Raw genomic sequence first — 12883 nt, forward strand, 5'->3', positions numbered from 1 at the left:
GCGTTCAGTGGCCAGCAGACCCTGTCTGGTGTGCAATGCCAGGCGCGAACGGCGCTTTCGCGGTCGGCAAAGGCGAGGCCTTATTCCCTTTTCGACTTCCAAATCGCCAAACGGTATATAAAACCGTTACTCCTTTCATACCCGTTATAAATATTATGGCTATAAGAAAGTCATCAAACTGATAAGGGTGCGCAATGGCGGTTAAATCACTGAACAAAGGATATCTGGCACTGGCTGCTTCCATGCTGCTGGTTGCGCAGGCTCAGGCGACAGAACTGCTGAACAGTTCGTACGATGTGTCTCGCGAGCTGTTTGCGGCCCTGAACCCTCCGTTTGAACAGCAGTGGGCGAAAGATAACGGCGGCGATAAGCTGACCATTAAGCAGTCCCACGCTGGCTCTTCCAAACAGGCGCTGGCGATCCTGCAGGGATTAAAAGCCGACGTGGTGACCTATAACCAGGTGACGGACGTGCAGATCCTGCACGACAAAGGCAACCTGATTCCCGCTGACTGGCAAAGCCGCCTGCCGAACAACAGCTCGCCGTTCTACTCCACCATGGCATTCCTGGTGCGTAAGGGGAACCCGAAAGGGATCCACCAGTGGAGTGACCTGGTGCGCCCGGACGTGAAGCTGATTTTCCCGAACCCGAAAACCTCCGGTAACGCGCGCTATACCTATCTGGCCGCGTGGGGGGCTGCGGATAAAGCCGACGGTGGCGATAAAGCCAAAACCGAACAGTTCATGACTCAGTTCCTGAAAAACGTCGAAGTGTTTGATACCGGCGGTCGCGGTGCGACAACGACCTTCGTGGAACGCGGGCTGGGCGATGTGCTGATTACGTTTGAATCGGAAGTGAATAATATCCGTAAACAGTATGAAGATCAGGGCTTTGAAGTGGTAGTGCCGAAGGTCAATATTCTGGCGGAGTTCCCGGTCGCGTGGGTGGATAAAAACGTGAAGGCGAACGGTACCGAGAAGGCGGCGAAAGCCTACCTGAACTGGCTCTACAGCCCGCAGGCCCAGACCATCATTACCGATTACTACTATCGCGTGAACAACCCGAAAGTGATGGACTCTCTGAAGGATAAGTTCCCGCAGACCGAACTGTTCCGTGTTGAAGATCAGTTTGGCTCCTGGCCGCAGGTGATGAAAACGCACTTTGTCAGCGGCGGCGAGCTGGACAAACTGCTGGCGGCGGGGCGTAAGTAATGTTTGCAGTTGCTTCTAAGCGCGTGCTGCCGGGGTTTACCCTTAGCCTCGGTACCAGCCTGCTGTTTGTGTGTTTGATTTTGCTGCTTCCCTTGAGCGCGCTGGTGATGCAGCTGGCGCAGATGACCTGGGGACAGTACTGGGACGTGGTGACCAACCCGCAGGTGGTCGCAGCCTATAAAGTCACGCTGCTGTCAGCGTTTGTGGCGTCCATTTTTAACGGTGTGTTTGGCCTGCTGATGGCCTGGATCCTGACCCGTTATCGTTTTCCTGGCCGCACGCTGCTGGATGCGCTAATGGACCTGCCATTCGCGCTGCCGACGGCGGTTGCGGGCCTGACGCTGGCTTCGCTGTTTTCGGTCAATGGTTTTTACGGCGAGTGGCTGGCGAAGTTTGATATCAAAGTGACCTACACCTGGCTCGGTATTGCGGTGGCGATGGCCTTTACCAGCATTCCGTTCGTGGTGCGTACGGTACAGCCGGTACTTGAAGAGCTTGGCCCGGAATACGAAGAAGCGGCGGAAACGCTGGGTGCAACGCGTTTGCAGAGTTTCCGTAAAGTGGTGCTGCCGGAACTCTCACCGGCGCTGCTGGCGGGGATTGCGCTGTCGTTTACCCGCAGCCTTGGCGAGTTTGGCGCGGTTATTTTCATCGCCGGCAATATCGCGTGGAAAACCGAAGTCACCTCGCTGATGATTTTCGTACGTTTACAGGAGTTTGATTACCCGGCAGCGAGCGCCATTGCGTCGGTGATCCTGGCGGCGTCGCTGCTGCTGCTGTTTTCCATCAACACCCTGCAAAGTCGCTTTGGTCGACGTGTGGTAGGTCATTAATGGCGGAAGTGACTCAATTGAAGCGTTATGACGCGCCCCGTATTAACTGGGGTAAATGGTTTCTGATTGGTACCGGGATGCTGGTGTCCGCCTTCATTCTGATTGTGCCGATGGTGTACATCTTTGTTCAGGCTTTCAGCAAAGGGCTGATGCCGGTTCTGCATAACCTGGCCGACCCGGACATGCTCCACGCTATCTGGCTGACGGTGATGATTGCGCTGATTACCGTGCCGGTAAACCTGGTGTTCGGTACGCTGTTGGCGTGGCTGGTGACGCGCTTTACCTTCCCGGGCCGCCAGCTGTTGCTGACGTTGCTGGATATCCCGTTCGCCGTCTCGCCGGTGGTTGCCGGCCTGGTGTACCTGCTGTTTTACGGTTCGAATGGTCCGCTAGGCGGCTGGCTGGATGAGCACAACCTGCAGGTGATGTTTGCCTGGCCTGGCATGGTGCTGGCGACCATTTTCGTTACCTGTCCGTTTGTGGTGCGTGAGCTGGTACCGGTCATGATGAGCCAGGGCAGTAACGAAGATGAAGCAGCGATTTTGCTTGGCGCTTCCGGCTGGCAGATGTTCCGACGGGTTACCCTGCCGAATATCCGCTGGGCGCTGTTATATGGTGTGGTGCTGACGAACGCCCGCGCTATCGGGGAGTTTGGTGCGGTATCGGTCGTATCAGGCTCGATCCGCGGTGAAACCCTGTCCCTGCCGCTGCAAATTGAACTGCTCGAGCAGGATTACAACACCGTAGGTTCCTTTACCGCCGCAGCTTTGCTGACGTTAATGGCTATTTTGACCTTGTTTTTAAAGAGTATGTTGCAATGGCGTCTGGCCAATCAGGAAAAACGCGCGCAACTGGAGGGGAATCATGAGCATTGAGATCGTTAATATTAAGAAATCTTTCGGCCGCACTCAGGTGCTGAACGATATCTCTTTGGATATTCCTTCCGGGCAGATGGTCGCGCTGCTGGGGCCATCCGGTTCCGGGAAAACCACGCTGCTGCGGATTATCGCCGGGCTGGAGAATCAGTCCAGCGGCCATATTCGTTTCCACGGTACCGACGTGAGCCGGGTACACGCCCGTGACCGTAAAGTGGGTTTCGTGTTCCAGCACTACGCGCTGTTCCGTCATATGACGGTGTTCGAAAATATCGCTTTTGGCCTGACGGTGTTGCCGCGTCGTGAACGTCCAAACGCTGCCGGGATCAAACAGAAAGTCACCCGCTTGTTGGAAATGGTGCAGCTGGCCCATCTGGCTGACCGTTATCCAGCCCAGCTTTCCGGCGGGCAGAAGCAGCGTGTGGCCTTAGCGCGCGCGCTGGCTGTTGAGCCACAGATTCTGCTGCTGGATGAGCCTTTCGGCGCGCTGGATGCGCAGGTGCGTAAAGAGCTGCGCCGCTGGCTGCGCCAGCTGCATGAAGAGCTGAAGTTTACCAGCGTGTTTGTGACCCACGACCAGGAAGAGGCGATGGAAGTCGCTGACCGCGTGGTGGTCATGAGCCAGGGCAATATTGAACAAGCCGATGCACCTGAACGAGTCTGGCGCGAGCCGTCCACCCGTTTTGTGCTGGAGTTTATGGGCGAAGTGAACCGCCTGAAAGGCACTATCCGCGGCGGTCAGTTCCATGTGGGTGCCCATCGCTGGCCGTTGGGCTATACGCCAAGCTACCAGGGGCCGGTCGATTTGTTCCTGCGTCCCTGGGAAGTGGATATCAGTCGTCGAACCAGCCTCGATTCCCCGTTGCCAGTGCAGGTACTGGAGGCCAGTCCGAAAGGCCACTACACCCAATTAGTGGTGCAGCCGTTAGGCTGGTACGACGAACCGCTGACCGTGGTACTGCCGGGCGAAGACGCACCTTCTCGCGGCGAACGTCTGTTCGTGGGCTTACAGAATGCACGACTCTATAACGGTAACGAGCGTATCGAAGCGCGTGAGGCGCTTGCTCTGGCGGAATCAGCCTGATAGCTTAATCGCTAGTTTATCGCTGTTCCGACAACGGCAGGGTGTGGTGCCCGGATAAGACGCAGAGCGTCGAACTCCGGAGATAATTGCAGGCCGGGTAAGCACAACGTACCCGGCCTTTTTATTGGGTAAAAACCGTGAATACATTAGAACAAACCATCGGCAATACTCCTCTGGTGAAGTTGCAACGACTGGGGCCGGATAACGGCAGTGAAATCTGGGTCAAACTGGAAGGCAATAATCCGGCAGGCTCCGTCAAGGATCGCGCTGCGCTTTCGATGATTGTTGAAGCGGAAAAACGGGGTGAAATAGCCCCCGGCGACGTCCTGATTGAAGCCACCAGCGGCAACACTGGCATTGCGCTGGCGATGATCGCGGCGCTGAAAGGCTACCAGATGAAGCTTCTGATGCCGGACAACATGAGCCAGGAGCGCCGTGCGGCCATGCGTGCCTACGGTGCAGAGCTGATTCTGGTGACTAAAGAGCAGGGGATGGAAGGCGCACGTGACCTGGCGCTGGAAATGGCACAGCGTGGCGAAGGTAAATTGCTGGATCAGTTTAACAACCCAGACAACCCTTATGCCCATTACACCACCACCGGGCCGGAAATCTGGCAGCAAACTCACGGACGTATAACCCATTTTGTTTCCAGCATGGGCACCACCGGGACCATTACCGGCGTGTCTCGCTTTCTGCGCGAGCAGAATAAGCCGGTGAGCATCGTGGGGCTGCAACCGGAAGAGGGCAGCAGTATTCCGGGGATCCGCCGCTGGCCGGCAGAATATATGCCGGGAATTTTTAATGCGTCGCTGGTCGATGCTGTGCTCGATATTCACCAGCAGGAGGCAGAAAGCACCATGCGCATGCTGGCGGTGCGGGAAGGTATTTTTTGCGGCGTCAGCTCCGGCGGCGCGGTAGCCGGTGCATTACGTATCGCGCGTGAAAACCCCGGTGCGGTGGTGGTGGCGATCGTCTGCGATCGTGGCGATCGCTATTTGTCCACCGGTGTTTTCGGCGAAGAGCACTTCAGCCAGGGCGCGGGCATTTAACTGACCGGCGCGTCCAGCAGGTCGGTACCGTAGGAGTTATCGACGGTGCACAGCCAGCGCTCTCCCTCCTGGCGAAAAACATAGGTTGCGCGCCGCGTAACCTGTGTAGTTCCTCCTTCCGCAGTCGGGATATCCAGCCGGGTTTCCATTATCACCAGCGCATTATCGCCCCCTTCCAGAATCTCCATTCTGCCCTGCGTTACGATCAGACGGTGCTCAAAATAGTCGGCAATCGCGATAAAGGCTTTGCGGATATTCTCCTTGCCCTTGACCACCATGCCCGGTTTGACCACCAGCAGGGCATCTTCGGCGTAGTACTCCATGAGCGTGGCGTAGTCTTCCTGCGATATTGCGCGATCGCAGGCTTCAATGGTGGCTTTTAGCTGTGGATTGACCATGTGTTGTCTCCGGGGAAGGGGATGGCGTGTGGCAGACCAGCGTATCTGCTTCGATATTACCTGGGTCAGGGGCGGAGCACGAGGCGTAAATCATTGGCTAGCTGGTGAATCTGATTATCACTCAGGGCGCCGAGCGACAGCCGTAGCCCGTGGGATGGGGCATGAACACCGAAAATTTCACCTTCACGAACCAGCCAGCCGGCACGCGCTAAACGCAGGGCGATCGGTTGAGCGGGTTGGCTTAATGGCAGCCAGAAGTTGAGACCGTCTCCAGCAGGAAGCGGATCAAAACTGTGGGACACCAGGGCTGCCGTCAGCTTTGCATTTTGCTGACGGTAATGGCGCCGGATCTGGTCCAGTGAATCAATAAAGACACTATCGCTCAGGCAGGCGAAAGCCAGATCCTGCAGCAGATGGCTGACCCACTGGCTGCCGGCATTGAGCCGCAGGCGCAACGCCGCCGAGGTGGTGCTATCGCTGGCGACAAACGCCAGCCGCAGGTCCGGTCCGAGGGTTTTGGACATTGAGCGCACCAGCGCCCAGCGTTGCGTGGTTGCCGGGAGTGGCGAGTGCCAGGGCGCTGACGATAGTAGCGCGAAGTGGTCATCGATAATCACCAGCACCTGCGGATAGCGGGCCAGCACCGCCTGAATAGCGGTGGCACGGGCCTCGCTGAGGCTGTAGCCGGTAGGATTATGTGCGCGGGGGGTGACAATGACCGCACGAGCGCCGTTGCGTAGGGCAATGTCCAGCGCGTCAGGCTGCATTCCTTGCTCATCGACCGTCACCGGACAGGCGTTAAAGCCGGTGTAACGCAGCATGTTGATGCTGCTGAGGAAGCAAGGGTCTTCGACGACCACGCCATCGCCGGGAAGCAGCAGGGCGCAGAGCAGGCGCTCCAGCGCGTCAATGGCGCCGCTGGTCAGGTTAATCTCGGCATCTCTTTGCAAATCATCGTGCATCCAGCGCTGCGCCCAGCGTCGCAGCTCAGGCTTGACGGCGTCGTCGCCATAGAGATGCGGAGTCAGGGGGAGCTGGCTTAGATAGCGAGTGAGGTCGGGCAGAAGGCGTGGGTCCGGATTGCCGCTGGAGATATCGTTAAGCGGGGTGGCAGGATCTCGGCCTTCCAGCGCCAGCGGCGTGGTCAGCCCTTTGATAACCGTTCCGTTGCGGCCCAGGCTACTTGCCAGACCGGTGCTCACCAGTCGTTTGTAGGCAGCAGCCACGGTATTACGGTTGACCGTCAGGTCCGCCGCCAGCTCTCGTACCGGAGGCAAAGAGGCTCCGGGTTTCAATATTCCGCTCTGGACCAGATGGCGGATGTTATCAAAAATCTCACTGGCGGTTTTTCCAACGATCATCATTGACCTATGACAAAATGGATTTTAGCATAGGACGAATGATAATCAGGGTGTGACCCGCTGTCCAGCGGGGGGAGAAGGGATGGGCCAGCAAGACGAAATACAATCGGTGCTCTTCAATGACAAGAGCCGGGCGCTACAGGTCGATATCGTCGCCGTGCAGTCGCAGGTGGTGTATGGCAGCGTCGGCAACAGCATTGCGGTACCGGCCATTAAACAGCATGGGCTGCGGGTTATGGCGGTGCCGACCGTGTTATTCAGCAATACCCCGCACTACGATACCTTTTACGGCGGGGTGATCCCGGAAGCGTGGTTTGTGGGCTATCTGCAGGCCCTCGAGGAGCGCGATGCGCTGCGTGAGTTGCGGGCAGTGACCACGGGTTATATGGGCAGCGCGGTGCAGATTGAACGCCTGGCGCAGTGGTTAAACCGCATCCGCGAATCTCATCCCCATCTGTGTATTCTTGTGGATCCGGTAATTGGCGATGTGGATAGCGGCATCTACGTGAAGGCCGAAATTCCGGATGCCTATCGCCGCCATCTGCTGCCGTTGGCCGAGGGTATTACGCCAAACCTGTTCGAACTGGAAACGCTGAGCGGGATGCCCTGCCATAATCAGCAAGAGGCGGTGATTGCCGCGCGTAGTTTGCTATCCGATACCTTGAAGTGGGTGGTGATTACCAGCGCGCCGGGCGTAGACAATGCGACGATTAACCTGCTGGTGGTCACGGCAGATTCTGTTGAGGTGGTGGTCCATCCGCGGGTCGAAACGGAACTTAAGGGAACCGGCGATCTGTTCTGTGCCGAGCTGATTAGCGGGCTGGTTTCGGGTCTGGCGCTGGGAGAGGCGACGCATGCTGCGGCGCAACGCGTTCTGGCGGTGATGACCTGGACTGAGCAACACGGCTGTGATGAGCTGATTCTGCCGCCGCTTGAGTGAGGCCGCGATGATAAAAAAATGGCGCCGGAAGGCGCCATTTTTTCTGCGGCAAGAATTACTTCTTGATGCGAATGACCGGGGTTTCACCCACGGTTACGCTACCGGACAGTTTGATCAGCTCTTTGATCTCGTCCATGTTGGAGATAACAACCGGAGTCAGGGTAGACTTGGCTTTCTCTTCCAGCAGCGGCAGATCGAATTCAATGACCGGGTCGCCGACTTTCACGCGCTGACCTTCTTCGGCAATGCGTTTGAAGCCTTCGCCTTTCAGCTCAACGGTATCAATACCGAAGTGAACGAAAAGTTCGATACCACTATCAGATTCAATAGAGAATGCATGGTTGGTTTCAAAGATTTTACCGATGGTACCATCTACCGGCGCTACCATTTTGTTGCCGGTAGGTTTGATAGCAATGCCATCACCCACAATTTTTTCCGCAAAAACTACATCCGGCACGTCTTCGATGTTGACGATCTCGCCAGAGAGCGGAGCAACAATCTCAATAGTTCCGGAGTCTTTTTTGTCATCAGAAACCAGAGATTTCAATTTATCGAACAAACCCATGATCTTCTCCTAAGCAGTAATTTGGGCCGCGCATCTCGTTGATTAGCAGATTGTTTTTTCTTCAATGAACTTGTTAACCAGCGTCATTAACTCGTCCGTTGTCGGTTGAGCAAGAGCCTGCTCTGCTAATACTTTCGCATCTTCGAAGTTCGTGTTACGAATAATCTTCTTGATACGCGGGATGGAAATGGCGCTCATAGAGAATTCGTCCAGCCCCATACCCAGCAACAGAAGTGTAGCACGTTCATCGCCCGCAAGCTCACCACACATGCCAGTCCATTTACCTTCAGCGTGAGAAGCATCAATAACTTGCTTAATCAACGTCAGGACAGATGGCGACATTGGCTGGTAAAGATGTGAAATCATATCATTACCACGGTCAACTGCCAGAGTATATTGCGTTAAATCATTGGTTCCGATACTAAAGAAATCGACTTCTTTTGCTAAATGACGAGCAATCGTTGCCGCGGCTGGTGTTTCAACCATCACGCCGACTTCGATAGTTTCGTCGAATGCTTTGCCTTCGTCACGCAGTTCCTGCTTGTAGATCTCAATCTCTTTCTTCAGTGCACGCACTTCTTCAACAGAGATGATCATCGGGAACATGATGCGAAGTTTACCGAAAGCCGAGGCACGCAGGATGGCGCGAACCTGGTCACGCAGGATCTCTTTACGATCCATCGCGATACGCACGGCACGCCAGCCGAGGAACGGGTTCTCTTCTTTCGGGAAGTTCATGTACGGCAGCTCTTTGTCGCCGCCGATGTCCATGGTACGCACGATAACGGCCTGAGAGCCGCAGGCTTCAGCAACCGCTTTGTAGGCAGCGAACTGTTCTTCTTCAGTTGGCAGCGCGTCACGGTCCATGAACAGGAATTCTGTACGATACAGGCCTACGCCTTCTGCGCCGTTGCGCTCTGCGCCATCGACGTCACGTACGGTACCAATGTTGGCACAGACTTCAACCTGATGTCCGTCCAGCGTAATTGCCGGCAGATCTTTCAGCTTCGCCAGCTCCGCTTTTTCTTCTGCGACCTGGGCCTGCAGATTGCGCAGCTCTTCGATTTGTTCGTTGGTCGGGTTAACCAGAACCTGGTTATTTACCGCGTCGAGGACCAGATAATCGCCGTTTTTCACCTGCGTAGTGACGCTACCGGTGCCCACGATGGCTGGCAGTTCAAGAGAACGCGCCATGATAGAGGTGTGGGAAGTACGGCCACCAGCGTCGGTGATGAAACCCAGCACCTTGTTCAGGTTCAGCTGTGCGGTTTCCGACGGGGTGAGATCGGCTGCAACCAGAATGACTTCGTCCTGGATTGCGCTCAGATCGATGATTGCCAGACCGAGGATATTGCGCAGCAGACGCTTACCGATATCACGTACGTCAGCGGCACGTTCTTTCAGGTATTCATCGTCCAGCTCTTCCAGCGCAGTGGCCTGACCTTCGATAATTTCATTGGCTGCCGCGTCGGCAGTCATGTGCTTATCTTTAATCAGGGCTATGATTTCCTGCTCAAGCTCCTCATCTTCCAGCAGCATGATGTGCCCTTCGAAGATGGCTTCTTTTTCTTCACCGAAAGTTTCACCAGCTTTGGTTTTGATGACCTCCAGCTGGGCGGAGGCCTTGGTGCGGCCGCTCAGGAAACGTTCGACTTCCTGGTCAACCTTATCGGCAGAAATTTTCTTCCGGTCGATGACAATTTCGTCTTCTTTCAGCAGGAGAGCCTTACCGAAAGCGATACCCGGGGATGCTAAAATGCCTGAAATCATAACCCTACCTTACTTGTGACTGATATTAAAAAGAACCCGTGAACTTATTCGAGTTCAGCCATCAGTTTTACCAGATGCTCAACTGCTTTTTGCTCATCTTCGCCTTCAGCGGAGATGGTTACAACGGTACCCTGAGTCAGGCCCAGAGTTTGCAGTTTGAACAAGCTTTTGGCGCTGGCGCTTTTGCCGTTGGAGGTCACAGTGATCTCAGAAGTGAAGCCTTTCGCTTCTTTAACAAACTGAGCAGCAGGGCGGGTGTGCAGACCGTTCGGAGCGGTAATGGTAACTTCTTGCTGGAACATTATATTTCCCCAACTTATAGGTTTAGTGTTGTGGACCTAAAGTCTAGCCTAACGGCGAGGCTTTAGCCTGTATTGTTAGCGCCGGCATTACGTGTCTGGCTAAGGTGTCAACAGCGTGTTCGCTGTGAGGACCATCTGGCCGTTGACGTCTGGCACGTCATTAAACATTATGCAGCGAAAGGAAGACTTGAACCAAATCATAAAATCGATTCAGCACGTGGAAATCCGATTTTGAATAATTTCGCGCATCAAAATAAATGTGTTGGTTAAATACCAGACCCTACGCGGTGAATCAATGCCAGGAGGGGTAAAACTTTGACGTATGCCACAAAAAAGCACCTAAAAAGGTGCTTTTTTACACGATGCTAGCCGGATGGCATCACTGTTGCAGTTCTTTCTCAGTGAAGAGATCGGCAAACAGTGCTGTGCTTAAATAACGCTCACCTGAAGACGGTAGGATAACCACAATATTCTTATTGGTAAAGGCTTCATCTTCCTGCAGTTTGAGTGCCGCGGCGACAGCCGCACCGGAAGAGATACCGGCCAGAATGCCTTCTTCATCCATCAGACGACGGGCGGTGGAGATGGCTTCTTCGTTAGTGATACCCACGACTTTATCGATCAGTTTCAGATCAAGGTTACCCGGGATAAAGCCGGCACCGATACCCTGAATTTTGTGCGGGCCTGGCTTCAGCTCAACGCCAGCCAGCGCCTGAGCGATAACCGGGGAGTCGGTTGGTTCCACCGCAACGGAGAACAGATCTTTTTTGCCCTTGGTCCCTTTAATGTAGCGGCTCACGCCGGTCAGCGTACCACCGGTACCGACGCCCGCGATGAACACATCAACCTGACCGTCGGTATCTTCCCAGATCTCCGGACCGGTGGTTTTTTCGTGAATTTCCGGGTTTGCCGGGTTGCTGAATTGCTGCAGCAGCAGATATTTTTGCGGATCGCTGGCAACAATCTCTTCGGCTTTCTGGATCGCGCCTTTCATGCCTTTCGCGCCTTCGGTCAGCACCAGGTTTGCTCCCAGCGCTTTCAGCAGTTTGCGACGTTCAATACTCATGGTTTCCGGCATGGTCAGCGTCAGCTTATAGCCGCGCGCTGCCGCAACATAGGCCAGAGCAATCCCGGTGTTGCCGCTTGTCGGCTCGACTAACTCGACACCGGCTTTCAGCACACCGCGTTTTTCGGCATCCCAAATCATATTGGCACCGATTCGGCATTTCACGCTAAAGCTCGGGTTGCGAGACTCGACTTTCGCCAGGATGCGTCCGTTACCGATTCGGTTCAGTCGTACTAACGGCGTGTGGCCGATAGTCAGGGAGTTGTCTTCAAAAATCTTACTCATGGCCCGTCCTTAACTGTATGAAATTTGGGAGTACGGCTCCAGCATACCCGCTTAAGGAATATGCGGAAGTAAGGAAATAGCATATCTATATTCGGAAGGGAAATAATGATGAGCCAGAAGGAATAAGGCCGGTATATAGCCGTTCTGCTTCAGGCCATCGTACGATTGGCCTGAAGCAGCTGTTGACAGGGGGAGGGGGGTTATTTCCACATCGCGTGTTTATCACGATAGCAGTCGACCCACATGGCCGTGGCCCCGCAAATAGCGACCGGCAGAATCACCAGGTTCAGAACGGGGATCATCGTAAACAAGCTGGTCAGGGCGCCAAACTGCATGTTCGTCACCTTACGGGTACGCAGCGCCTCGCGCATGGTTTTAAAGGGCACTTTATGGTTATCAAACGGATAGTCACAGTACTGGATGGCCAGCATCCACGCGCTAAACAGGAACCACAGTACCGGGGCCACGGTCTGGCCAATGCCCGGGATGAAATAGAGGATCAGCAATACAATCGCCCGTGGCAGGTACCAGGAAAGCTTCTGCCATTCACGCTTCATAATGCGCGGCACGTCTTTCATGATGCCGAAAACGCCGACGTCTGGCGGAGTAGCGCCGGTCAGGCGGGCTTCCAGCTGTTCGGCGAGCAGCCCGCTAAACGGGGCGGCAATCCAGTTTGCAATCGTTGAGAAAAAGTAACCGAACACCAGCAGGATCGAGATAACCACGATAGGCCACAGCAGGTAGTTTAGCCACTGTAACCAGTCGGGCACGTGACCCATCAAGGATGGGATCCAGCTATCGAGGCGTGTAAACAGCCACCAGAATGCGCCGCCCATCAGGATAATATTGACTAATAAAGGCAGAAAGACGAAACGACGAATGCCGGGCAGACCGATCAGTTTCCAGCCCTGTGAAAAATAGTAGACGCCACTACGCGGGGTAGATGCGGATGTTGAAACCATGGTCAGGCAATGCTCCTGTTTTGACATTCAGACTGAATGCCCGCTTATTTTATCGGGTTGCCAGACAATAACCAGTTAGGAAATGTTCGAAAAAACAGCAAAAAGCACGATTTAGTTCATCTTTATGTAGTGAAAGCGGCAGACGCACTTGCACTCGACGTAATCGACAAATACTCTTAGTA

General features: G+C 54.8%; 13 protein-coding genes. 6 read left to right on the top strand and 7 right to left on the bottom strand.

Translation table 11 applies throughout. From position 1 onward, the window contains the following. Window positions 1–194 precede the first annotated feature (194 nt). The 5 genes from ACMYSP_RS19065 (at window position 195) to cysM (ending at window position 5052) form a co-directional block, all read left to right on the top strand. Window positions 195–1211: a sulfate ABC transporter substrate-binding protein gene (locus tag ACMYSP_RS19065; RefSeq protein ID WP_123755323.1), complete on the top strand. Its 1017-nt coding sequence runs from the start codon at window positions 195–197 to the stop codon at window positions 1209–1211. Further along, window positions 1211–2044, top strand: coding sequence for a sulfate/thiosulfate ABC transporter permease CysT (gene cysT / locus ACMYSP_RS19070; protein WP_174507727.1), 834 nt, complete (start codon window positions 1211–1213; stop codon window positions 2042–2044). The genes ACMYSP_RS19065 and cysT overlap by 1 nt, the downstream gene beginning before the upstream one ends. Further along, on the top strand, window positions 2044–2919 hold the full coding sequence (cysW, locus tag ACMYSP_RS19075; RefSeq protein ID WP_123755321.1) for a sulfate/thiosulfate ABC transporter permease CysW: 876 nt from the start codon (window positions 2044–2046) through the stop codon (window positions 2917–2919). Before cysT ends, cysW begins: the two co-directional genes overlap by 1 nt. After that, window positions 2909–4003, top strand: coding sequence for a sulfate/thiosulfate ABC transporter ATP-binding protein CysA (gene cysA / locus ACMYSP_RS19080; protein ID WP_434583604.1), 1095 nt, complete (start codon window positions 2909–2911; stop codon window positions 4001–4003). The genes cysW and cysA overlap by 11 nt, the downstream gene beginning before the upstream one ends. 137 nt (window positions 4004–4140) lie before the next feature. Then, window positions 4141–5052: a cysteine synthase CysM gene (cysM, locus tag ACMYSP_RS19085; protein ID WP_434583605.1), complete on the top strand. Its 912-nt coding sequence runs from the start codon at window positions 4141–4143 to the stop codon at window positions 5050–5052. Here the strand turns inward: cysM and ACMYSP_RS19090 are convergent. Beyond that, complete coding sequence (locus ACMYSP_RS19090) at window positions 5049–5450, bottom strand: YybH family protein (protein WP_434583606.1); 402 nt, start codon at window positions 5448–5450, stop codon at window positions 5049–5051. The genes cysM and ACMYSP_RS19090 overlap by 4 nt on opposite strands. A gap of 65 nt (window positions 5451–5515) precedes the next feature. Continuing rightward, window positions 5516–6811 carry a transcriptional regulator PtsJ gene (gene ptsJ / locus ACMYSP_RS19095; protein ID WP_434587181.1) on the bottom strand — a complete coding sequence of 432 codons (1296 nt, stop codon included), beginning with the start codon at window positions 6809–6811 and terminating at the stop codon, window positions 5516–5518. Window positions 6812–6893: 82 nt separating this feature from the next. Between ptsJ and pdxK the strand changes: the two genes are divergently transcribed. Further along, on the top strand, window positions 6894–7751 hold the full coding sequence (gene pdxK, locus ACMYSP_RS19100; RefSeq protein ID WP_434583607.1) for a pyridoxine/pyridoxal/pyridoxamine kinase: 858 nt from the start codon (window positions 6894–6896) through the stop codon (window positions 7749–7751). 55 nt (window positions 7752–7806) lie between these two features. Here pdxK and crr read toward each other — a convergent pair whose 3' ends face one another. The 5 genes from crr to cysZ form a co-directional block, all read right to left on the bottom strand. Then, window positions 7807–8316, bottom strand: a complete 510-nt coding sequence (gene crr, locus ACMYSP_RS19105; protein WP_003861316.1) for a PTS glucose transporter subunit IIA — start codon at window positions 8314–8316, stop codon at window positions 7807–7809. 42 nt (window positions 8317–8358) lie between these two features. After that, window positions 8359–10086, bottom strand: a complete 1728-nt coding sequence (ptsI, locus tag ACMYSP_RS19110) for a phosphoenolpyruvate-protein phosphotransferase PtsI (RefSeq protein WP_123755315.1) — start codon at window positions 10084–10086, stop codon at window positions 8359–8361. Window positions 10087–10130: 44 nt separating this feature from the next. Next, complete coding sequence (gene ptsH, locus ACMYSP_RS19115) at window positions 10131–10388, bottom strand: phosphocarrier protein Hpr (protein ID WP_000487600.1); 258 nt, start codon at window positions 10386–10388, stop codon at window positions 10131–10133. A gap of 379 nt (window positions 10389–10767) precedes the next feature. Next, complete coding sequence (gene cysK, locus ACMYSP_RS19120; RefSeq protein ID WP_434583615.1) at window positions 10768–11739, bottom strand: cysteine synthase A; 972 nt, start codon at window positions 11737–11739, stop codon at window positions 10768–10770. A 200-nt stretch (window positions 11740–11939) separates the two neighbouring features. After that, the gene (cysZ, locus tag ACMYSP_RS19125; protein ID WP_434583616.1) at window positions 11940–12701 is read right to left on the bottom strand and encodes a sulfate transporter CysZ; all 762 of its coding nucleotides are present in this window, start codon (window positions 12699–12701) and stop codon (window positions 11940–11942) included. Window positions 12702–12883 lie beyond the last annotated feature (182 nt).

Origin of the sequence: Klebsiella sp. R390, assembly GCF_051131745.1 — a bacterium.
Classification (GTDB): domain Bacteria; phylum Pseudomonadota; class Gammaproteobacteria; order Enterobacterales; family Enterobacteriaceae; genus Klebsiella.

Bases quoted from the DNA above. Each gene is read 5' to 3' on its own strand.
- ACMYSP_RS19065 (WP_123755323.1), top strand. From the start codon at position 195: ATGGCGGTTAAATCACTGAACAAAGGATATCTGGCACTGGCTGCTTCC.
- cysT (WP_174507727.1), top strand. From the start codon at position 1,211: ATGTTTGCAGTTGCTTCTAAGCGCGTGCTGCCGGGGTTTACCCTTAGC.
- cysW (WP_123755321.1), top strand. From the start codon at position 2,044: ATGGCGGAAGTGACTCAATTGAAGCGTTATGACGCGCCCCGTATTAAC.
- cysA (WP_434583604.1), top strand. From the start codon at position 2,909: ATGAGCATTGAGATCGTTAATATTAAGAAATCTTTCGGCCGCACTCAG.
- ACMYSP_RS19090 (WP_434583606.1), bottom strand. From the start codon at position 5,450: ATGGTCAATCCACAGCTAAAAGCCACCATTGAAGCCTGCGATCGCGCA.
- ptsJ (WP_434587181.1), bottom strand. From the start codon at position 6,811: ATGATCGTTGGAAAAACCGCCAGTGAGATTTTTGATAACATCCGCCAT.
- pdxK (WP_434583607.1), top strand. From the start codon at position 6,894: ATGGGCCAGCAAGACGAAATACAATCGGTGCTCTTCAATGACAAGAGC.
- crr (WP_003861316.1), bottom strand. From the start codon at position 8,316: ATGGGTTTGTTCGATAAATTGAAATCTCTGGTTTCTGATGACAAAAAA.
- ptsI (WP_123755315.1), bottom strand. From the start codon at position 10,086: ATGATTTCAGGCATTTTAGCATCCCCGGGTATCGCTTTCGGTAAGGCT.
- ptsH (WP_000487600.1), bottom strand. From the start codon at position 10,388: ATGTTCCAGCAAGAAGTTACCATTACCGCTCCGAACGGTCTGCACACC.
- cysK (WP_434583615.1), bottom strand. From the start codon at position 11,739: ATGAGTAAGATTTTTGAAGACAACTCCCTGACTATCGGCCACACGCCG.
- cysZ (WP_434583616.1), bottom strand. From the start codon at position 12,701: ATGGTTTCAACATCCGCATCTACCCCGCGTAGTGGCGTCTACTATTTT.